Below are 22,085 nucleotides of genomic sequence, written 5' to 3'. Positions count from 1 at the left end.
AATCGTGGACACGCTAAAGGATCGTGACCGGTCGGTCTGACATGGGAAGCGGGGACAATTTCGGAAAGCGATCGCCGGCAAGACGGCTCCCACAGGTATCTGCGCAGGCTTAGACCTTGTGAGCACCCTGTAGGAGCTGGCTTGCCGGCGATGGGCCGCAACGCGGCCCCGGCAATCTCAGATGCGCCTGCGTTTGCCCAGGCTGGGAATGGTGGTCTGCGGTATCACCACCTCGACCTGCTCGAGGCGGGTGCTGGCGGCCAGCGCAGCCAGGGTCGGCTGGCTGAACAAGGTGCGGGCATCCACATGCAACCCGGCCTGGCGCATGCGTGCCACCAGGCTGACCGCCAGCAGTGAGTGGCCGCCCAGCTCGAAGAAGTTGTCGTCACGCCCAACCTGCTCGAGCTTCAGCACATCGGTCCAGATCTCGGCCAGCGCCGTTTCCAGCTCGCCGCGCGGGGCCTGGTACTGGCGGCTGATCACTGCCTCGGCCCCCGGCGCTGGCAAGGCCTGGCGCTCGACCTTGCCGTTGTTGCTCAACGGCAGCTCGGCCAGGGCCACGAACGCCTGCGGCACCATGTAATCGGGCATGCGCGCCAGCACGTGGCTGCGCAGCACCTCAAGCGCGGGTGCGCTACTGCCCTCACGGCAGGTGAAGTAGGCCACCAGGCGCTCTTCGCGCATCAGCACCACGGCCTGCCCGATGGCCGGATGCGCCGTCAGCGACGCTTCGATTTCCCCCAGCTCGACCCGCAACCCACGCAGCTTGACCTGGAAATCGTTGCGGCCGACAAAGTCCAGCTCACCGTCCAGGCGGTACCGCACCAAGTCCCCGGTGCGATACAGGCGGTCGCCCTCGACGAATGGGCTGGCGATGAAGCGCTCAGCCTGCAATGCCGGCAACCCGAGGTAGCCGCGGGCCACGCCGACGCCGCCAATGTGCAACTGGCCCACCGCGCCGAGTGGCACCGGGCGGTCATGCGCATCGAGCACATACAGGCGGGTATTGGCGATCGGCCGGCCGATCGGGGGCGCGATCAACGGCAGCGGTTCGTGCGGCTGCAGGGTCCAGGCGGTGCTGTCTACCGTCGCTTCGGTCGGGCCATAGACGTTGTGCAGGCGCACCGTGGGCAGACATTCGCGCAGGCGTTGTACCAGCGCCAATGTCAATTCACCGCCGCCGCAGAAAATGTCCGTCAGGCTAGTGCAACGCTCAACACCCGGCTCTTCCAAAAACTGATGCAGCAGCGCCGGGACGAATTTGATCGTGGTCACCTGCCTGGCCTGCACCAACTGCACTAGGTACGCAGGGTCGCGGTGCCCATCAGGGCGCGCCAGGACCAGGCGCAAACCGGCGGTCAGCGGCCAGAACAGCTCCCAGACCGAACCGTCGAAGGTGAACGGCGCCCGTTGCAGCAACGCATCGCCCGGGCGTGGCGGGCAGATGCGCGAACCCCAGTGCATCAGGTTGCACAGGCCACGGTGCTCGACCATCACTCCCTTCGGGGTGCCGGTGGAGCCCGAGGTGTACATCACATAAGCCAACTGCCTCGGGCCCAGGCCTGGCACTTGCGGTTCGGCTGCCGAGCAGGTGTGCCAATCGCCACGGTCAAGGTCAAGCACAGGGCCTGGCATTTGCTCGAACAGGCCCAGGGTAGCGCCGTGCACCAGCACCACCGACGGCGTGCTGTCTTCCAGCATGAAGCGCAGCCGCTCGGCCGGGTAAGCGGGGTCGAGTGGCACGTAGGCGCCGCCGGCCTTGAGCACGCCCAGCAAGGCGACCATCAGTGCAACGCCACGTTCGACACAAACCGCCACCCGCGCGTCGGGCTTAACACCCAGGGCGATCAGGTGGTGGGCCAGGCGGTTGGCCTGGGCGTTGAGGGCTTGGTAATCGAGGCAACCGTCCTCAGCCTGCAGGGCGATGGCATGGGGTGTACGCCGCACCTGGGCCTGGAACAGCGCCGGCAAGGTCTGCCTGACCGGGCTTTGCGGGTCTTCGGTGGCGTTGAAGCCCTGCAGCAAGCGGTGCAGCTCGCCGTCCGGCACCGCGCACAGTGCATCCAGGCGCGTGCTGCGGCGCTCGGCCAGGGCATTGCCCAGTTGGCGCAAGGTGGTCAACAAGTAGTTCAGCACCCGCTGCGCGCCAATCGCACGCGGCGCGCGCAGGGCGAGCTGTAGCCCGTCGGCATGGTCGTCCACCGTGAGGACCAGGCCATGGCTGTGTACTTCACTGGCTTCGGCCAGCTCTACGCCGGGCAATACCGGACCGAGCATTACTGCCCCTTGGCGGTAGTTGATCAGGCTGTTGAACAGCGGCGTGCCGGCGGGCAAACCACTGCACTGCTGGGCGAGGATCAGCGGCGCATCTTCATGGCCAAGCAAGGCGGCCAACCGCGCGTGGGTCTCGCTCAGCGCCTGGTCGACCGAGCGATTCGCCAGGCCTACCCGCAAGGGCACGCTGTTGATGAACATGCCCAGGGCACGATCAGCCCCGTTGCCAGCCATGCTGCGGCCCAGCAACACGGTGCCCAGGGTGACCTCATCACGCCCACCGAGGGCGCCAAGCACCTGGGCCCAAGCAAGGTGCAGCAGGCTGGCCAGGCTCGCGCCCTGGTGCCGGGCCTGAGCGCGCAACAGCCCTGCCAGCGGCGCATCGATCACCTGGCTGTGGCTGTGCAGGTCACCCTCGTCGACCGGCTCGCCACCCAGCCCGGCAATCGGCGCTGGTGGTTCGATGCCAGCCAGTTGCTCGCGGAAGAAGGCTTCGTGCCGGGCCTGGCGCTCGGGGGCAGCGCTTAGCGCCACGTAGTCACGATACGGCACAGGTGCCGGCAACGGCTCGCCGCGCCCAGCCATGAAGGCGTCCAGCTCGCCCAACAGCACCTGCAGCGAAACGGCATCGTTGACCAAGTGGTGGAAGCGCAGCAAGCCCAACCAACGCCCGTGCTGGGCATCCTCGGCGCAGGCCAGCGCCATCATCGGTGCCTGGCGCAGGTCCAAGGGCCGTTGCTGGGGGTCGAAGTGGCTGCGCATTTGCCCGGCTATGTTGCCTGCGTGTGCCTCCCCCACCCAGTTGTCGACCGTCAGAAGGGCCTGGCGCCAGACCACCTGCTGGGGCTGTTCAAGCCCCTCCCAGGCCAGGCTGGTGCGCAAGATGTCGTGACGGTCTATCACCTGCTGCAACGCTTCGGTGAAGGCCTGTAACTGCATGCGGCTGGCAAAGGTGAACAAAGCCTGCTGCTGGTACGGGTCGCGAGCATCGGTGACGTGGTGGTAAAGCAGGCCTTGTTGCAGGGGCGCCAGCGGATAAATTTCCTGCACGTTGCCTGCGCCGCCCGGCACCGTGGCAACGATGCGGTCGATATCAACCTGCGACAGTTCGCTGAGGGTGAGCATGCCCGGCGTGATGTGCTGGCACCCTGGCGGAACCCGGTTGGCCGGCACGCGCTCGGCTTCGCCGACCACTACGCTGGCCGCAAGGCTGGCCAGGGTCGATTGGCCGAACAGTACCTGTACATCGGCTTGCAGGCCCTGCTGGCGCATGCGCTCTATCAGTTGCACGGCCAGCAGCGAGTGGCCGCCCAGCTCGAAGAAGTGGTCCTGGCGCCCTACCCGCTCGACCTGCAGCAATTCGGCCCACAGCAAGGCCAGGCGTTGCTCAATGTCGCCGATCGGCGCTTCGTGCTCGCGGCGCACCTTGGCGGCTTCGTCCGCTGTCGGCAAGGCACGGCGGTCGAGTTTGCCATTGGCGGTCAATGGCCAACTGGCCAGGTTGACATAGGCCACCGGCAACAAAACGACTGGCAGCCGCTCGCGCAGGTGGTCATGCAGCACTCTGGGCAGCACCGCCGCCTCGCCAATGAACCAAGCCTGCAACTGGCCATCGCGAAGCATCACCACGCACTCGCGCACCGCCGCATGGCTGGCCAGGGCGGCCTCGATTTCGGCCAGTTCAACCCGCACACCGCGGATTTTCACCTGGTCGTCATTGCGCCCGAGGTACTCCAGCGTACCGTCGGGCAGCCAGCGTACCAGGTCGCCCGTGCGGTACATGCGTGCCCCTGGCAGCGCGCTGAACGGGTCATCGAGAAAACGCTCGGCGGTCATCTGCGGCCGATTGAGGTAACCCCGGGCCACCCCCTTGCCGCCCACATACAATTCGCCTGGGGCGCCGATTGGGAGTAGACGGCACTGCTCATCGAGGACGTACACCTGGGTGTTGGCCACCGGGCGGCCGATATGCAGCGGGCCGCCGGCGTTTACTTCGCCCGAGGTCGCCACCACCGTGGCTTCGGTGGGGCCATAGTTGTTGATGACCCGGTAGCGCCGCTCGCGGGCCAGACGCCGCAGGCGGTCGCCGCCAATCAGCAGGGTCTGCAAGGTCGGGTGCAGCTCGCCCTGGGCGAAGGCATGCTCGGCCACCGGGGTGGGCAGGAAGCTGACATCCAGCGGCTGGGCGCGCCACCAACTGAGCAAGGCGTCGATGTCTTCAGCACCGTCACGCACCGGTGCCAGGTGCAAAGTAGCGCCACTGCACAGCGCGGGCCACACCTCCCAGGCCATGGCGTCAAAGCCGAAGCCGGCCAGGCTCGACTGGTGGCGCCCGGGGCCCAGGTTGAAGGCACTGCAGTGCCAGTCGACCAGGTTGGCCAGCATGTGGTGCTCGACCATCACGCCCTTTGGCTGGCCGGTGGAGCCGGAGGTGTAGATGACATAGGCCAGGTCGCTCGCTTGCGGCTGCACAGGGGCTGGCATTGCGGCGGTTGCCGTGTTCCAGTCCCAGCGGTCCAACACGACCTGTGGCAGGCCATGGGGTGGAAGGCGGTCGAGCAGCCGCGACTGGGTCAGCACCACGGCCGGCGCGCTGTCTTGCAGCAGATAGGCCAGGCGCTCCTGCGGGTGGGCAGGGTCAATCGGCACGTAAGCGGCCCCGGCCTTGAGCACGGCCAGCAGGCCGATCAAGGTGTCCAGGCCGCGCTGGGCGACCACCGCTACCCGCTGGTCAGGTTTGGCGCCAAGGGCTGCCAGGTGCCGGGCCAGCGCGTCGGCACGCCGGTCGAGTTCGCCATAGCTCAGGCGCTGGCCGTCGTGCTGCGCCGCCACGGCGTGTGGCGTGGCGTTGGCCTGAGCTTGGATACGACGATGGATCAACGCCTCAGCCTGTTCAGGCGCTGCTTGCGCCGTCGCATTCCACTGCCGCAGGCGGGCGTGCTCGCGGGCGGTCAGTAGATCGAACGCCGCGATACTTTGTTCGGGCTGCTCCAGGCCTTGCTCCAGCACATGCAGCAGGCGCTCGGCCAATGCTGTCACGTCTTCATCGCTGAACCAGGCGCGGTTGTGCACCAGGTGCAGGCACGCGCTGTCGCGTTGGCTGTTGCAACGCAGGTGAATGCTCAAGGGCGTGGGCTCGTGGCCATTGCAGACCATCACCGTGTGGCCGGGCACATCACCGAAGCGTAGGTCGTTGCCATCCTCCTCGAATGACACCATCAGCTCGAACAGGTGCGGCCGCTCTTCACGCAATGCACCAAGGCTGCGATTGAGTTCGCTAAGGGCGAAACGCTGATGGCGAAAGTCTTGCTTGAGCGCATCGCGGATCCCCTGTACCAACGCGCTGAACGAGCGTTCACGGCCAAAGTCCATGCGCAGTGCGCTGACTTGGGTAAACAGCCCCAGGGTAGACTTGAACTGGGCGTTGCCACGGTTGCGCACCGGCAGGCCGACCACCCACTCGTCACGCTGCCAGGTACGTGCGCTGCACACATGCAACGCCGCCAGCAGCACATGGAAGGGCGAGGCCTGCAGCGTGGTACCGAGGGCACGCATACGTGCCAGCAAGCGGGTATCGAAGGGCTGTTCGAGTACCGCACTGGGCGGCGACACGTGCTGCGCATTGCGCTCGCGGGGTGCCAGCAAGGCATCGGGTAGCTGCTGGTACTTGGCCAGCCAGTAATCGCGGTCGCGGTCATGGCGTGGCGAACCCTGGTACTGGGCATCGTCCTCGATGAACGCGCGGTAGGACGGTGCGCTGTCTGGCAATGCCAGCCCCTGTTCAAGCAGGCGGTAATGATCGGCGATCTGCTTGAACCACTGGTCCACGCCCCAGCCATCGAGAATCAGGTGATGGGCCTGCACGGCAAACAGGTACCGCTGCTCGCCCAGGCGGATCAATGTCGCCCCCCACAGTGGGCTGGCATCCAGGCGGTAGGGTGTCTGCATCTGTGTTTGCAACAGGCCTTGGGCAGCGCCGAACGGGTCATCCGCGCTGCGGACATCGTGCTGCACCAGCGGCACATCGAGGGCCTCGGCAAAGTACTGGCGGGCTACCCCACCCTGGCCCGCGTGCGTCACCAGCACGGTGCGCAGGCCATCATGCTGGGCGACCAGGTGCGCCAGTGCCCGGTTTAGCCGCTCGGCATCCACCCCGCCGGCCAGTTCGACGTACGCGCCGATGTTGTACAGCGGCGAGTCGCCGTGGCTGATCTGGTCCAGCCAGATGTCGCGCTGGGCAACGGTCAGGGCAAAGGTTTGGGCGGCAGGCATGGTTAGGCAGGTCCTTCTGGTTGATCATCCGCGGATTCAAGCACCCCACCTTCAGGCTGTATGGCCCCCGAAACCCGGACACGCACCGGGCCTGTCGATGGCTGCTGAAAAACATGTAGGAGATTTGCCACAGCGGCTGCCCGGTTTGGCCTACGCCAAGGGCCATCGGTCGGGATCAGGCCTTGATCGCCACGCTTCTGACGTCAATTGGCTGGCTGTTCCGTTCATGTGCAGTGTCTCGCCTGTAAGTGCCCTGCCCCACTGATCCGTAATCGGTGGCACTTTCTGTCCCTGTTTTCCATTACAGACGCGGCCCCCAGGCCGGGCTTGAATACCGCCACAAACCACTCGCCACCCGGAGGACTCGCCTGCGACACCACCCGCCGTAACGCTTTGGATCAAGGATGACAACGCTATGAAGCTGACCGACAGCCTCGAACACCGCCCCGACCCCCAGCTGTATCTGCAACTTGGCGAACTGATCGCCAGTACCGGCGCCGAGGGCTTTGCCGAACAGATGTTGCAACTGGTCGATGCCCAAGTGCCGATCCACAGGCTCGACCTCAGCGAATGGACCCTCGAGCCACGCGGCGCCAGCATCAGCCGCATCAGGGTACTCGGCAGCGCCGGCCCAGCACCTGAACTGCCCGGCGTCGATCCTCTGCGCCACCCTCTGCTGCAGAGCATCATGCAGATGAAAGACCCGCTGCTGATCGAATTCAAGGCCCCCCCGGACACCGACCACCCGCGCCACAGCGCCCACCAGTGCAACTTGGTGTCTTGCAGCGGTGCCCGGCGCTGGGTCATCTGCTTTCACCGCCTGCCCAGCCAGCGGGGCTTTTCGTTGAGTGAGTTGTCGCAGTTGAAAAGCCTGTCCGACACCTTGCTGCCCCTGGTCGAGCACCACGGCCAGTTGCTCAACCAAGGGGCCGCGCGGCAGACCGGGTCGCCGCTGTGCGATCTGCAGGCGGGCGCGTTACGCCACTCCTTTGGTGAACGGCTGGTGCAGGAAGCCGTGCGGCTTTCGACGCGTGAACAGGAGGTCTGCCTGGGCCTGCTGACGGGCGGCACGGTGCCAGAAATGGCGCAGCGGCTTAACGTGAAAAACAGCTCGATCGAAACCTACCTCAAGCGCGCCACCGCCAAGCTGGGGGTCAGTGGCCGCCATGGTTTGACCAAGTGGATGGCAGGCGCCTGACTCTGCGAGACCCTCTGATGCCCCGATCCAGCCTTATCCTGTGCGCGGCGCTGTTGTGCGGCTGTTCGTTGGCCACTGACTACCAGCGCCCGGACACCCCCGTCGCCACCCAGTACCCGCAAGGGCCGGCCTACGCCGGCGATGTGCAGAAGCACCCGGCCATCGAGGACTGGCGCCAGGTGTTCCACGACCCGAGCCTGCGCCAACTGATCGACAGCGCCCTGGCCAATAACCGCGACCTGCGCAGCGCGGCGCTCAATGTCGAAGCCTACCGCGCCCAATACCGCATTCAGCGCGCCGAGCTGTTGCCAAAGGTCTCGGCCAATGGCCAGGGGCAACGCCAGTATCTGCCGCGGCGCATGACCGGTACCGACCAGGGCATGATCAGTTCCACCACTGCTGCGACGCTAGGCGTGAGTGCTTATGAGCTGGACCTGTTCGGTCGCCTGCGCAGCCTCAGTGACCAAGCGCTGTTGACTTACCTGGCCAGCGACCAGGCCCGGCGCAGCACCCAATTGAGCCTGGTGGCCAGTGTCGCCAGCGTGTACCTGACCTGGCGTGCCGACCAGGAACTGCTGACGCTGGCCAACGAAACCCTGGCCGCGGACGAGCGCAGCCTGCGCCTGACCGCCAACCAGCGCCGCGCCGGCACAGTGTCGGCCCTGGACCAGATCCAGGCGCGGACCAGTGTCGACAGTACCCGGGCGGCCGTCGCCCGTTACAAACGCCAAGTCGCCCAAGACCTCAACCAACTGACGGTACTGGTGGGCGCCCCTGTGGCCGACGGCCTCGGCGCCTTGCCGCTGGCCGACGAACAGATCGCCGGTTTGCAAGCCGGGCTGCCGTCAGACCTGCTGCAACGCCGCCCCGACATCCTCCAGGCCGAATACCAGCTGCGTGCGGCCAACGCCGATATTGGCGCCGCGCGTGCGGCGTTTTTCCCGAGCATCAGCCTGACCGCCAATGCCGGCAGTACCAGCCCGGCGCTCAGTGGGCTGTTCGATGCAGGGTCAGGGACCTGGCTGTTCCAGCCACAGATCAACCTGCCGATCTTCACCGCCGGTAGCCTGCGTGCCAGCCTGGACTATGCCCAATTGCAGAAGGACATTCAGGTAGCGCAGTACGAAAAAGCAATCCAAAGCGCCTTTCAGGAAGTGGCCGACGGCTTGGCGGCGCGGGCGACTTACCAGCGGCAACTGCAGGCGCAACGCGACTTGGTGGCCTCCAACCAGCGTTACTACAACCTTGCTGAACACCGCTACCGGATCGGCGTGGACAGCAGCCTGACCTTTCTCGACGCGCAGCGCTCGTTGTTCAGTGCCCAGCAGGGGCTGATCAATGACCGCCTGGCGCAGTTGGTGGCAGAGGTGAACCTGTACGCGGCGTTGGGTGGCGGGTGGAAAGAGGCCGCTGACACCCAGGCTCCGTCTGCGGCAAGCGCAAGCGAAGCGGCGCCCAAGGGTGCCTACGTGGGTCTAGACTGAACAGGGCCAGATCACCAGGCATGAACCGGGGGGCTTCCACACGCGGAGGTGTGAGATGAGCCAGTTCAAGCGTTTGTTCGTCATGCTCGGCCCGCAGATGCGCCACACGCCGGCTCTACAACGCGCGGCGGCGTTGGCAGAGTCAAGCGGTGCGCTACTCGATATCAACGTATTCGTCGACGATGTCGACACTTTCGGTTTGATGAGCGATGGCCGGGAGCGTGAACGGCTGCTCAGCGACAATCGCCAGTGGCTGGCCGATGAAGCCGAGCAGATGGCCGACGCCGGCCTGGATGTGTCCACCGAACTGCTGCTGACCCGCGACCCGTTGGCCAGCGTGCTCGAGCGTATCGAACGCTTGGGCTGCGACCTGCTGATCAAGGACGTGCAGCACGAACCGGTGCTCAAACGCTTGCTGGTGACACCGCTGGACTGGCAGTTGCTCAAGGACAGCCCGGTTGCCGTGCACCTGATCAGTGACATCCGCCTGCCCTTGCCCAAGCAGATCGCCGCCGCAGTGGACCTGAACAGCCATGGCGCCGGTGAACACCTCGATGAGCAGGTCATTCACAGCGCCCATGCGCTGGCGCTGCAGTGCAATGCCGAACTGCACCTGCTGCATGTGTGCGACGCGGCCAAGACCCACATCGCCGACTTCGGTGCCGGCACCGTCACCATGCCTGGCTTCGATGGCAGTGTGCGTACCGCACAGCGTTCAGCATTCAACCGCCTGGGCGACCATCACCAGGTGCCCTTGGAGCGCAGGCATTTCGTCGAGGGGCCAGCGATTCGTGCGATTGCCCAGTTCGTCAGCCATAGCCGGGTCGATGTGATCGTCATGGGCAGCCATCGCCACGACGCCATGCAGACCTTTTTGGGCGGTACCACGGCGCATGTGCTGGAGCATCCGCTGTGCAATGTGCTGGCGATCAAGGCGATGCATTGAGTATTCGGCGAACTATGTGCCCGATTCGTCATTAATCCGCAGCCCCTGTAGGAGCGGCCTCGCGTCGCGAAAGGGCTGCGGAGCAGTCCCCGATTTCAGTGTCACCTACAATATTGCTGGGGCCGCTGCGCGGCCCTTTCGCGACGCAAGGCCGCTCCTACAGGGGCCGGCGGTGAAGGTAGGCATTTGGCACGCGCGCTCCATTTAAAAAGAATGCATTTGATAATGATTCGTAGTAGTGTCGCGACGCTTTCTACCCCTCCCCCTAGCGCCCTACTCCAGGATCGTACCGTCGATGCGTCGCACGTTCGTTTCGCTTTGTGTGCTTCATGCTGTCTCCCCGTTGGCCTGGGCTGAGCCCGAATCGCCCAGCGACCCCGCCCGGATCGAACTCCAGGCCTTGAGTATCACCGGTACTGCCGACAGTGAACGCGCCGATGGCCCGGTCGTCGGCTACAAGGCCAGCCGTTCGGCAAGCGCCACGCGCACCGACACCGCCCTGCACGAAACCCCGCAATCGGTCAGCGTGGTCCCCAAGGACGTGCTCGAAGACACCGGCGCCACACGGCTGCAAGATGGCCTGGACTACGCCGGCGGCGTTGGCCGCGCCAACAACTTTGGCGGCCAGGGCTTGACCACGTTCACGGTGCGTGGCTTTACCACGGGCGAGTTCTACCGCAATGGCTTCCCGATCAACCGCGGCTACCCCAACGCCCCCGACGCCAATACTGTCGAGCGCCTTGAAGTGATCCGCGGCCCAGCCACCAGCCTGTATGGGCGTGGCGACCCTGGTGGCACCTTCAACGTGGTCAGCAAGCAACCGCTGGCTGAACGCAAGGTCACCCTGGGCAGCCAGATCGACGACCAAGGCATGCACCGCGCTACCCTCGATGCCACCGGCCCGCTGAATGAGGACGGCTCGCTCGCTTACCGGTTGAACGTGCTTGGCGAAGGTGGCGAGAGCTTTCGCGATGATGTCGAGAGCGAGCGCTACGACGTGGCGCCCGTGGTCAGCTGGCAGGTCAACGACAGCACCAGAATCGTCTTCGAAGGCGACTTCATGCGCAACAACCACCCACTGGACCGCGGCCTGACCCGCTATGCCACCCAGACCGGCAGCGCCTCGCGCGACACCTATATCTGGGAGAAAGGCAGCGACAACGTGCTGCACAACGACAACAACATGGCCCAGGTACGCTTCGAGCACCTGCTCAATGACAACTGGACGTTGGGGGGCGGGTTCCAGTTTCTCGATGGCTCGCTCAAGGGCAACGCGGTCGAAGCCAACGGCGCACCCGCTGACGGGCGTACCCTGCAGCGCAACTTCAACTACCGCAAACTGGAATGGACTGACCGTGACTGGCAGTTGAACCTTACCGGGCATTTCGACACCGGTGGTTTCAGCCACACCCTGCTGACCGGCATCGAGTACGAAAACTACGATTACAACTCGATCATCCAGCGTTCCTCGGCAGCCGTCGGCACCTACCCCATCGATATCTACGACCCAGTGCTCGGCCAGCCAAGGCCCGCGTTGACACGCACCACCACCTGGGACAAGGAAAACCTGCAGACCTGGGCCTTCTTCATTCAGGACCAAGTGGCGTTGACCGAGCGCCTCAAAGCGTTGGCCGGCATCCGCTTCGAGCGCTTTGAGCACGACTATGACGACAAGCTGGTCGACACCCGTGACTTCAGCAAGGGCGAGAACGGCGTCACCCCGCGCGTTGGCCTGATCTACGACCTGACCGACACGGTGGCGGTCTATGCCAACACGGCGCGTTCATTCAAGCCCAACAGTGGCGCCCCTGCGGGAGGCGGCAGCTTCGACCCGGAGAAGGGTAAATCCTACGAGCTGGGCGTGAAGTGGGAAGCGCTCGATCGCCAGCTGAGCATCGATGCGGCGGTGTACCACATCGTCAAGGAAAACGTGCTGGCACGCGACCCCAACGACCCCACCGGGGTCTACAGCATTGCAGCAGGTGAGGTGCGCAGCCGCGGGCTGGACATCAACATTGCGGGCAACATCACCCCCGAGTGGCGCGTGATAGGTGGCTACGCTTATGTCGATGCCGAAGTGACAAAAGACACCAGCTTGCCTACCGGCACCCACCTGGCCAACATCCCACGCAACAGTTTCAGCCTGCTGAACACTTACGAATTCCAGGACGGCGCGGTCAAAGGCCTTGGATTGGGTGTTGGCCTGAAATACGTGGATGATCGCGCCGGCCAGACAGCCGTGACGACCTACACCATGGAGCGCTACAGCGTGGTTGACCTGCTCAGCTTCTACAAGGTCAATGAACACGTGCGGCTGAACCTCGATGTGAAGAACGTCTTCAACAAAGGGTATGACGAAGGGGCGTTCAACAACTACGTGTACCCGGGCGCACCGCGAACGGTGCAGGCCGGGGTTTCGTACACCTTCTAGCTGACTGTAGGAGCAGCCTTGTGCTGCGAAGAGGTCGGTACTGGCACTGCATATCTGTTGCCGGTACCGGCCTCTTCGCAGCGCAAGGCTGCTCCTACAAAAAGCGCATCAAACTCAGAACGCCTTGCTGTAGAACAACGCGTAAGACTCGATCCCGTCGTTAGGCTGTTTGATACCCGCGTTTGAGTAATGCATCGCGCGGATGCCGACCTTCTGCGCACCTGGCAGCTTCAGGCCGAAACCAATGCGGTCTTCGAAGTTGACCGCCGAACCCAGGCGCTGGTCGCCCACTTCAGTCTTGGAAAATGCCGCCAGGCCAATACCGGCCTCGATGTATGGGGTATAGGTGAAACCGCTGAACTCGTAGGTGAATACCGGGCTGAACGACAACGAGTGCGCGCCGCTGGCGTCGCCGCCTTCCCAATAGGTGTAGGCCGCATCCCAGTAACCGGTCACATAACCGGTACTGCTTTCCAGCCATTTCTTGTCCCAGTCGAACGAAAGGCCGATACGGTAGGTCATGTCGCCTTGGCTGGTGGCGCCAACTGCAGCCGATACCTGCGCGGCCTGGGCCAGGTTGGCCCCCGCGAAGGCCAGCACTGCAGCGGCCAGCGAAGCAGCGAGACGGGTTTTCATCAATGACATCTCCTGATGGTCTACAACACGGGCAAAGTGGGGGCTTGAGCCCCTCGAGCTTATGCGGTGGCCGGCGCATCCAAACCGGTCACACCAAGTAATACTTCTCTGATTATTGTCCAGATAATCAGAAAGTTGAAAGCTGTTTGCCACCATTGGCTAATACCAGGGCGACCGCCCTATCACGGGCCCTGTCGCCATTCAGTCGTAGGCCGCCTCTTCATGCTCACCCAACAGCCGCCGCTGCCTCGGCGTCGCCTCCTGCAACACCTGCGGGTTGAATTGCCAGTGCAAATACGGCGAAAACTTCTGCGCCACCATGCGTCGGCCGTAATGCACCTGCAGCATGTCGCGCTCACGCGACTGCGTGCAATTGGCGCCGCCGCTGTGCCAGACATCACTGCGAAACACCAATGCATCCCCCGCCTTGCACAACACCGGATGCGCTTCACGCCCTTGCCACTCGGACTCGCCGGCCTCGGGTGGGCGTGCTGCACGATGGCTACCAGGCACGATCCAGGTCGGCCCGATGCTGTGATCGATATCACTGAGGTACAGCTGCACGGTAAGGATCTGCATGGGCTGGGTAAAGGCACCTCGCTCGCTGAGCCAGGCAGGCAGTTTCATGGGCAGGTGATCAAGGTGCAGCGCCATGCCGGGGTAGCCGGGGTGGCTGCGCCAGGCGGTCTGGCCGATCACGTGGCAGTCCTCGCCGAGCGCGGCCTCGGCCAGGTTGATAAGCGGTGGCAGATCCAGAAAGGGCAACCACAGGGGGTTGCGGTTGAACACGCACTTGTAGTGTTCGAGCAGCCCTTGGTAATCCCAGTGAATGGGCTGCAAGTCATCGATGGCGCAGCGCAGCAAAGCGATACGCAGGGGTTCGAGCACACCGGGGATCAACACAAAACCCCGCTCGTCCAACATCTCCAGCTGAAGGTCCAGGCTCATGGCGGTGCGCTCCCATTCGGCAGGAGTACAGATGTACTCCTGCCCGGACTGTGCCATTCAACGCCAGTGCAGGTTCACCGTCACAGGCGCTTTGCCGTCGACGGCCACCTGCTGTTGTACCGTCTCACCTTGGGCGTTGCCGGTAACTTTGTAATGGCCCGGTGGCAACTGCACATAGAGCAGCGGGCCTACGTTGGTAACGCTCAGCACGGGCTGGCCCTGTGCACTCTGGATGTCGACTGTGGCGCCACTCTGGAACTCGCTTCCCGGGCCTGCCGAGAGTTCGACATGCAAGTCGTACCCTTTGGTCTTGCGCAGGGCATTGGCTTCATCCTGGCCAATACCGCCTTCCAGATAACGGATGCCGTTTTGCTCTTGCGGCTGCAGCTGGACAGCCTGCATGTCGATAGGCGCATTGAGGTCGGCAGCCGCCGCTAACGTCCAAGGCATGGCCAGGGTGAGCAGTAGCGCAGCACCAAGGGCATAGTGATGATTACGCATGGTAGAACCCTCCTTCTGAGGATGGTTTACCTATTATTACGCCCTCTAACGACACTCGTTTTCTTACTGACAGAGGGTCGTCCGGGCACGGGCAGCAAGTCGGCGCTTCAACGTGCGCATTTATATTTCATGGGCATATTGCACTCTTTATTCAAAAAAGCTGGATCGGCAAACGACTAGCGAACACACATTTTCTTACACCCAAATACTCGACAGGAAACCATCACCCAGTACATCGTGAATTTCCGGAAGAATGCACTCCAGTGTTCGAGCTGTTTAATTTCGACGAACGCGATAGCGAATTTTCCTACAAACTTTTAAAGATCCACCGATCGAACATAACCCATCATCCAACAACATGACTTACATCAACACAGATCAAATAGCGCCACGACAGGCATAATCAAACACAGTGGGATATGCAATACGCTATGGACAACCTCGATAAAGAAACACGTCGTCAACGAGCCGATATTGTTCTACGTAGCGCGCACCAGTACACCTACTTCCAATTACTGGAACTGATGCACCAGCTGCACGGGGACGATCTCGAACAACGCCCCCTGTCCCGGGAGGCTCGGCGCCGCTTGCGGCTGGAGGTTTCTCCCAGTTTATCGTTCCCGGTTGCCGACGTACTGCGCGCTGACCGCCTGGAGGACGATCGCTATCGGATTCAGGCCAGCTTCCTGGGGCTGCATGGCACAGATTCGCCGCTGCCCACCTACTATCTCGACGACATTGCCTACGAACACGCTCATGGCATCGGGCTGCGTCCGGCGTACTTCAACTTCTTCAACCATCGCCTGCACACCCTGTTGCATCAGGGATGGCGCAAGTACCGCTACTACCGGCGCTTTCAACCGGGCGCAAAAGATGGCTTCTCTCGCTACATCTTTGCCCTCATCGGGCTGGATGACTCAGCGTTGCGAGGCGCCACACCGCTACCGTGGAGCCGGTTGCTCAGTTATGTGGGGATGATCGCCAGCCGCAGCCGATCACCGAGCATGGTGGCCGGCATGATCGCGCACTGCTTCGACCTGCAGCAGGTGGTTATCCGTGAATACGAAAAACGTACGGTGCCGATTCCCTTGCCCCAGCGCAATGGCCTAGGCACCCGCAATTGCCAACTCGATAACAACTTCTTGGTCGGCGACAGCACCGAATCACGCAACAGCAAGTTCACCATCGTGATCGCTGGCCTGAATCAGCCGCAGTTTCGCGAATTCTTGCCCAGCGGCGGTAACTTCCAGAAGCACTAGGAAGTGAAGTCAATCCGTTTGCCACTTCGAGGGGAGCTAGGCGTGAAGCTATGAGGCAGGCAAAAATCCCTACAAGTCAGCAACCCATTAGTCAATCCAGGAACCAATCCGGATTTGAATACCGTTATGAGATGGCGCAACCAGGAGGAGCGAAAGGCCTTGCATCTGTGCAGCAGCAAACGTTAGATAGCAGCCATATCGAAAAACCACACTGGGAAGCGGGAAAGGTTAAACTAGATGACGATGGAAACCCCAGAATGAGCAGACATAATCGGCCACAAATTCGAAATGGAAAAGGAAAAGTCTTTTACACTAAGGAGTGCTGCAATTGACTATCAATCCATATGATAAAGAGTTGCTCTATAGAAAAGCACAAGGAAAAAAAATACAGAATAGCCACGAGAAAAAAATCCGAGAAATATTTACTAACAACCATCAGAAAATAGCAAAACTAAAGCTAACTGAGACAGATGATGTACTAAATAAAATAAAAAAATTAAAACTAAAAACCTGCCTAAACGAGGAACTCCACTCCTTTTCCGAGTGTTTGAACCGCTTCTCGCCCGAATTATATCAAAAAGAATTCTACGCATTCATCGACGAAGACTGGAAATATTATGGAGCCATAAAACTACCCAAAAAAACCATTATAAATCCTCAATTTGACTTTGACAAAAGCGTCAGTGACGAATTAAGATTTTTTACTAGCGACCTCTCAATTCAAATCTCAATTGACTACTCTTCTTATGGAAGTAAAAAACTATACGAGTGCACTATCAGGCGACTACTACCAAATCAGGAACCCCTACCTTCATGACAATTAAGATGAACACCGGGGATTTCGTGTGGGATATGACAACAGACACAAGGCTCATATAAATGCTTTCAACAGGAAAAACGAAATAACAATTTGCTTTGAGGCAACACAAAAAACAGTTGGAAAAATAATAAGGAGATTTAACCGATGAGCTTCACACCAGAATGCCAAGCTTACATCGACACCCACCTCTATGAAAACCAGGATGCTACTACCAACAGGCGCATCCAACATTCATTGGGATAAAATCCCCGACAAATATGAAGCACACTCTATCCAAAGAGACAAATTAATCATGGAGATACTCGCCGCAGCATCACTCATAGACCTAAAGGAATCAGAAACCATAATGATCATCAACATAGATGATGCCTTCCCAGCAATTACAACCACTCTGAAAGAATGGCAACCATACGCACAAGAACTAGATTACGTAAACACTCTATACGCAAATGAAAATAACTCAAAAATTATTCATTGGGATTTTTACACAAATCTGTACGCACTTAAAACCCCCTCACAGTAGCATTCGCCGCATTAAGGGTCATTTGAGTGACCTAACCTACCTGAAACACACAAGAGAAATTCACATGAAGAGCATTGTAAGGACTGGGGATCCAACCGACCATGGTGGTATGGTGATCGGCTCCATAGACGATACTAACCTCAACGGCAAACCAATGGCCGGCGAAGGCAGCATGGTTTTCTGCCCTCTGTGCAAAGGCGAGTTTCCAATCATCGAAGGCAGTGACACGTACCGCGTCAACGGAGTACCCGTCGCCCTTGACGGCATGAAAACCGCGTGCGGCGCCAGCTTGATTGCCAGCGCATCACACAGCAGCGTCCATCGCTGAGTTGATAAACCAAGAAGAGAGAGCCTTCGGGTCGTGGCAAGCGCCGGTAGCTACGCCCCTGCTCTCGAAGGTTGCTCTATACGGTATCTACAGCCATACCTAAACTCCCCTGCCGCTCTTCCAACAACTTCACAAACATACTCAAACTGCGCGAAACCGCCCCCCGCCGCCACACCAGCCAGGTCTTCAAATACCGGAAATCCTCCGACATCGGCCAGGCGCTCACCGTGCTGCAGCCCGGCATGTTGTCGAGCATGCTGCGCGGCATCATGGCCAACCCGGCACCAGCACTCACGCATGCCAGCATGCCGTGATACGACTCCATCTCGTGGATCTTGCCCGGCACGGCCTGATCCTGCACAAACCAGTTCTCGAAGTGGTGGCGGTACGAGCAGTTGGCCCGAAATGCGTAGATATTCTCGCCGTTGACATCTTGGGCGCGGGTTACGGGCGCATGGTTGAGGGGCGAGATGACCATCATCTCTTCCTCGAACACTGGCATGCCTTCCAGCGTCGGGTGCAACACCGGCCCATCCACGAACGCCGCGACCAATCGCCCAGACAGCACCCCTTCGAGCATCGTCCCCGACGGCCCGGTCGAGAGGTCCAGGTCGACTTTGGGGTAGCGCTGGTTATAGGCAGCCAGCAAGGCCGGGATCCGCACGGCTGCGGTGCTTTCCAGCGAACCCAAGGCAAAGGTGCCCTGCGGGTCTTCGCCGGCCACCGTTAGCCGCGCCTCGTGCACCAGGTCGAGAATGCGCCGGGTGTATTCGAGAAAGTTCCAGCCCGCTGGCGACAGGCGCAGGCGGCTTTTCTCGCGGATGAACAGTTCGACGCCCAAGTCTTCCTCCAGCTGTTTGATACGTGTGGTCAGGTTCGAGGGCACCCGATGGATATGCTGCGCGGCGGCACTGATGCTGCCTTGCTCGGCCACTGCCTTGAAGATTTCCAGTTGCACCAGGTCCACAGTCATTCTCCAAACGTGAATGTTTCGCTCATTATTATTCAGTTTTCATTAAATCCCTACACCACTAGTCTGGCGTCACGGATCAACAACAGCGAGAGTTTCCACCATGAGCGCGATCAGCAGCCTGACCCACGCCATCTCCCTCGACCCGCACAGCGGCGAGCAGATTGGCGCCTACCCGTTCGATACCGACGCCGCACTGGAAGCGGCGCTGCAACGCGCCAAGGTGGGCTATGGCCAATGGCGCCAGGTGTCGCTGGGTCAGCGCAGTGAGTGGTTGCTCGCCCTGGCCAACACGCTGGAAACCAAGGCCGAAGCGTTCGCGCAAATGATCAGCCGTGAAATCGGCAAGCCGATCACCCAGGCCCGGGGCGAAGTGAGCAAGTGTGTCGGGTTGTGCCGTTGGTACGCCGAGCACGGCCCTGCCATGCTGGCAGCGGAACCAACCCAGGTCGAAAAAGCGCGCATCGAGTACCGCCCGCTGGGCCCGATCCTGGCCGTGATGCCGTGGAACTTCCCGATCTGGCAAGTGCTGCGCGGTGCTGTCCCGGCGATTCTGGCGGGTAATACCTACGTGCTCAAGCACGCCCCGAACGTCATGGGCAGCGCCTACTTGCTGGGCGAACTGTTCAAGGATGCCGGCCTGCCGGAAGGCGTCTTTGAAGTGCTGAACGTCACGCCGGACGGTGTCACCCGCGCCATCAACGACCCTCGCATTGCCGCCGTGACCCTGACCGGCAGCGTGCGCGCTGGCATGGCGATCGGTGCGCAAGCCGGTGCCGCGCTGAAGAAGTGCGTGCTGGAGCTGGGCGGTTCGGACCCGTTCATCGTACTGGCCGATGCCGACCTGGATGCCGCAGTCAAGGCGGCCGTCATCGGTCGCTACCAGAACACCGGCCAGGTTTGCGCGGCGGCCAAACGCCTGATCATCGAAGAAAGCATCGTTGAAGCATTCACCCAAAAATTTGTTGAAGCAACGCGCCAGCTGAAGGTTGGCAACCCGCTGGAAGACGACACCTACATCGGCCCGATGGCCCGCTATGACCTGCGCGATGAACTCGATGGGCAGGTTCAGGCGACACTCGCCGAAGGCGCTACTTTGCTGCTGGGCGGCAACAAGATCGAAGGCGTGGGCAACTTCTACGCACCGACCGTGTTTGCCAACGTCACCCCGGAAATGACCGCGTTCAAGCAGGAACTGTTCGGGCCAGTGGCGGCGATTATCACTGCGCGGGATGCCGACCATGCCGTGGCATTGGCCAACGACAGCGAATTCGGCCTGGCGTCGACCATTTACACCGCCGACTATGCGCTGGCTGAACGCATGACCGCAGCACTGGATACCGGTGGCGTGTTCATCAACGGCTACTGCGCATCCGACCCCCGCGTCGCCTTTGGCGGTGTGAAGAAGAGTGGTTTTGGCCGCGAATTGTCGCACTTTGGTGTGCGGGAATTCACCAACGCGCAAACGGTGTGGCTGGACCGTAATTGACGGAGGGAATCGGGGCCGCCTGACGGCCCCGATTTCCTCAGTCCCTGACCTGGTCCTTCACCCAGTCCAGCATCCCCCCCGGCACGATCAGTTCATGCCGTGCCCGCGAACAGGCGGTATACAGGCCCGCCAGCATCCGCGCCCGTTCGTTGCGATTGCCCGCCGCCACGGGCGCGACCATCAGCTCCGGTGACACCATCACCCGGGCGAATTCCATGTTCTTCACGTCCCGCACCCGCCCCAGGAACAGCTTGGGCGCCTTGTCCCAACGATAACGGCTCTTGGCCTTGGCGAAATGCTCTGGTGTATAGCCCTTGCGCAGCATGTTGGCGACCGCTACGAAGGCTTTGTCATCGCCCTTGTCCTGCTCCAGCGCCTGCCAACTGGCGTAGCGGAACAGCATGGGGTGACGCGGCCGGGTGCCGTAGCGGTACAGCTCGATGCAATCTTCGACGAACAGCTCGAAATCCTTGCGCGCACTCTTCAACAACACGAACGGCACCCCTTGGTGCGTAAGGCGCTGGAACCAGCCAAACAGGCCCCACTCGTCATCGACAATCAGTGCCGTGGGCTGCTCTGGCACCGTGACCGTGTCGAAGAAACTGACCCGGGTGTAGTGCTCGGCACTGCCGCTGAATGCCGCCTGGATCTTGGCCGGATGCGCCTGGATCAGCGGGTTGAGGACGTTATCCATGGCAGGCCCGGCGCGCAGCGAATGGTCGATGTAACGCTGGCGGATGAAGCCACCGTGGTGCGGGCTCAAGCCATTGAGGTTCTGCAGCTCGTCGCCCAGGGTGATGATCGACTGCGGGCTGCGGTCCAGCACGGCGAGCATCGGTGCCGACAGCTCGTGGGCCTCGTCGACGATGACGTGGGTGTACCGACTGTCGATCATGTCAGCGGTCAGCGACAGCAGTTTGACCCGGTGGTAATCACGCACCGGCAGTTGAATCTCCCGCGCTGAGGGGCGAATCAGCTCCTGCCAGTACAGCCGGGCCTTTTCCAGCAGCACTTCCTGATCCAGTGGCGAGGTGCCCGGCCCGGCCCAGGGCAAATGGTGAAGCTGGACCTCTGCATCGCCGCTGCGGCAGAAACTGCGCACGGCCTTGATGCACAAGGCAACCACGTCGCGGGCGGCGAGCGGGCCGATATCGGGGATATTCAGCCACTTCACCACCTGCGCCTCCTGCGGGCGCCAGGACAATTTGGTGCGGTACGGGTCACGCAAGCGCCAACCGTTGCTGGTGAGGTCTCGGTTGAGAAGCTCGTCTGCCAGTTGGCCGAAGGTCAGTGCGGTGTAAGCTTGGGCGTCCTTGACGCGTGCCTGCAATGCGCGCAGCTGGCCCTCGGTCAAGGCCAGCAGCAGCGTGCGCTGGGGGTCGAGCAAACGGGCGAACTGGTGAATCAGGAACGTCTTGCCGGTGCCGGCAAAGCCTTGCACCGCCACCGACTCGTCAACACCTGACAGAAACTCGCGCAGCAGGCGGTTTTGTTGATCGCTCAGCAGCAGGTCGCTGGCCAGCGATGGCAAATAGACCGGATGCAGCGGCGTGACCTGTTGGCGGTAGGTATCGGCAAATTGGAAACTCCACTGGCTTTGGTCATCCTGCAGGTCCTCGACGTCGTATTGGACCTCGGCGGACAGCAAACCGATGCCATTCTCACCCAGCATGCCAAGGCCCATGGCGAATGCCTCGCGGTCGAAATGCTGCGCCACCTGGCCTTGAAAGCGCCCCGGCGCGGCCGTTTCGACCTCGTTCGCGATGCGCACGATTTCGGCAAAGCGCCGCTCCTGAGCGTCGGCCGTTGCAGTGGCGGGCTGGCGTGGCAGGTTTTGCACGAACAGCACCGCCGCGGCCTCCAGCAAACTGGCAGTCGGGAAAAAATCGCTGGCGGTGGGTTCGCTGGCAAGGCGGTCGGCTTGGTCGCTGAGCAATGGCAGGTAGAACATCGGGACCTCGGGTGGAAACAGGTCGGCACGATAGCAACTTTCCGTGGGGGGTGCT

At 61.7% G+C, this 22,085-nt stretch carries 13 protein-coding genes and 1 pseudogene; 8 read left to right on the top strand and 6 right to left on the bottom strand.

All coding sequences use genetic code 11. The features are described from left to right. Positions 1–177: 177 nt before the first annotated feature. A complete protein-coding gene (locus HU750_RS03865; RefSeq protein ID WP_186676905.1) occupies positions 178–6,546 on the bottom strand; it encodes a non-ribosomal peptide synthetase in 6,369 nt (2,122 codons plus the stop codon). 415 nt (positions 6,547–6,961) lie between these two features. Here HU750_RS03865 and HU750_RS03860 point away from each other — a divergent pair, with 415 nt between their 5' ends. The 4 genes from HU750_RS03860 (at position 6,962) to HU750_RS03845 (ending at position 12,605) form a co-directional block, all read left to right on the top strand. Beyond that, entirely contained in the window at positions 6,962–7,744 is a 783-nt protein-coding gene (locus HU750_RS03860) for a helix-turn-helix transcriptional regulator (RefSeq protein ID WP_186676902.1), read from the top strand. A 17-nt stretch (positions 7,745–7,761) separates the two neighbouring features. After that, positions 7,762–9,228: an efflux transporter outer membrane subunit gene (locus HU750_RS03855; protein ID WP_186676899.1), complete on the top strand. Its 1,467-nt coding sequence runs from the start codon at positions 7,762–7,764 to the stop codon at positions 9,226–9,228. Between the two features lie 55 nt (positions 9,229–9,283). Beyond that, a complete protein-coding gene (locus HU750_RS03850; protein WP_099454048.1) occupies positions 9,284–10,174 on the top strand; it encodes a universal stress protein in 891 nt (296 codons plus the stop codon). Positions 10,175–10,469: 295 nt separating this feature from the next. Then, complete coding sequence (locus tag HU750_RS03845) at positions 10,470–12,605, top strand: TonB-dependent siderophore receptor (RefSeq protein ID WP_186676896.1); 2,136 nt, start codon at positions 10,470–10,472, stop codon at positions 12,603–12,605. Positions 12,606–12,719: 114 nt separating this feature from the next. Here HU750_RS03845 and HU750_RS03840 read toward each other — a convergent pair whose 3' ends face one another. The 3 genes from HU750_RS03840 to HU750_RS03830 all read right to left on the bottom strand — a co-directional run bounded on the left by HU750_RS03840 (position 12,720) and on the right by HU750_RS03830 (position 14,690). Further along, positions 12,720–13,241 (bottom strand): acyloxyacyl hydrolase, encoded by a 522-nt coding sequence (locus HU750_RS03840; RefSeq protein ID WP_027596791.1) that lies wholly within the window; start codon positions 13,239–13,241, stop codon positions 12,720–12,722. A gap of 201 nt (positions 13,242–13,442) precedes the next feature. Then, complete coding sequence (locus tag HU750_RS03835; RefSeq protein ID WP_186676893.1) at positions 13,443–14,189, bottom strand: phytanoyl-CoA dioxygenase family protein; 747 nt, start codon at positions 14,187–14,189, stop codon at positions 13,443–13,445. Positions 14,190–14,246: 57 nt separating this feature from the next. Beyond that, positions 14,247–14,690 carry a hypothetical protein gene (locus tag HU750_RS03830; protein WP_099454046.1) on the bottom strand — a complete coding sequence of 148 codons (444 nt, stop codon included), beginning with the start codon at positions 14,688–14,690 and terminating at the stop codon, positions 14,247–14,249. Between the two features lie 431 nt (positions 14,691–15,121). Here HU750_RS03830 and tssG point away from each other — a divergent pair. The 3 genes and pseudogenes from tssG to HU750_RS03815 all read left to right on the top strand — a co-directional run. After that, positions 15,122–15,937: pseudogene (tssG, locus tag HU750_RS03825) on the top strand (type VI secretion system baseplate subunit TssG); the annotation flags it as partial. Positions 15,938–16,277: 340 nt separating this feature from the next. Then, positions 16,278–16,766 (top strand): hypothetical protein, encoded by a 489-nt coding sequence (locus HU750_RS03820; RefSeq protein ID WP_186676885.1) that lies wholly within the window; start codon positions 16,278–16,280, stop codon positions 16,764–16,766. Between the two features lie 590 nt (positions 16,767–17,356). Beyond that, positions 17,357–17,620, top strand: a complete 264-nt coding sequence (locus HU750_RS03815; RefSeq protein WP_186676881.1) for a PAAR domain-containing protein — start codon at positions 17,357–17,359, stop codon at positions 17,618–17,620. 76 nt (positions 17,621–17,696) lie between these two features. Here HU750_RS03815 and ptrR read toward each other — a convergent pair whose 3' ends face one another. After that, positions 17,697–18,587: a putrescine utilization regulator PtrR gene (gene ptrR / locus HU750_RS03810; protein WP_099430907.1), complete on the bottom strand. Its 891-nt coding sequence runs from the start codon at positions 18,585–18,587 to the stop codon at positions 17,697–17,699. A 106-nt stretch (positions 18,588–18,693) separates the two neighbouring features. On the opposite strand from ptrR, the gene HU750_RS03805 reads away from it, so the two are divergent. Continuing rightward, complete coding sequence (locus tag HU750_RS03805) at positions 18,694–20,079, top strand: aldehyde dehydrogenase family protein (protein WP_027596787.1); 1,386 nt, start codon at positions 18,694–18,696, stop codon at positions 20,077–20,079. Between the two features lie 37 nt (positions 20,080–20,116). Here HU750_RS03805 and HU750_RS03800 read toward each other — a convergent pair whose 3' ends face one another. Continuing rightward, positions 20,117–22,030: a DEAD/DEAH box helicase gene (locus tag HU750_RS03800; protein WP_186676880.1), complete on the bottom strand. Its 1,914-nt coding sequence runs from the start codon at positions 22,028–22,030 to the stop codon at positions 20,117–20,119. Positions 22,031–22,085: the final 55 nt, after the last annotated feature.

Origin of the sequence: Pseudomonas sp. SWRI50, assembly GCF_014269095.1 — a bacterium.
GTDB classification, from domain to species: Bacteria; Pseudomonadota; Gammaproteobacteria; order Pseudomonadales; family Pseudomonadaceae; genus Aquipseudomonas; species Aquipseudomonas kermanshahensis.
Note: the sequence above shows the minus strand (reverse complement) of the source record. Positions and strands in the feature narration are given on the sequence as shown.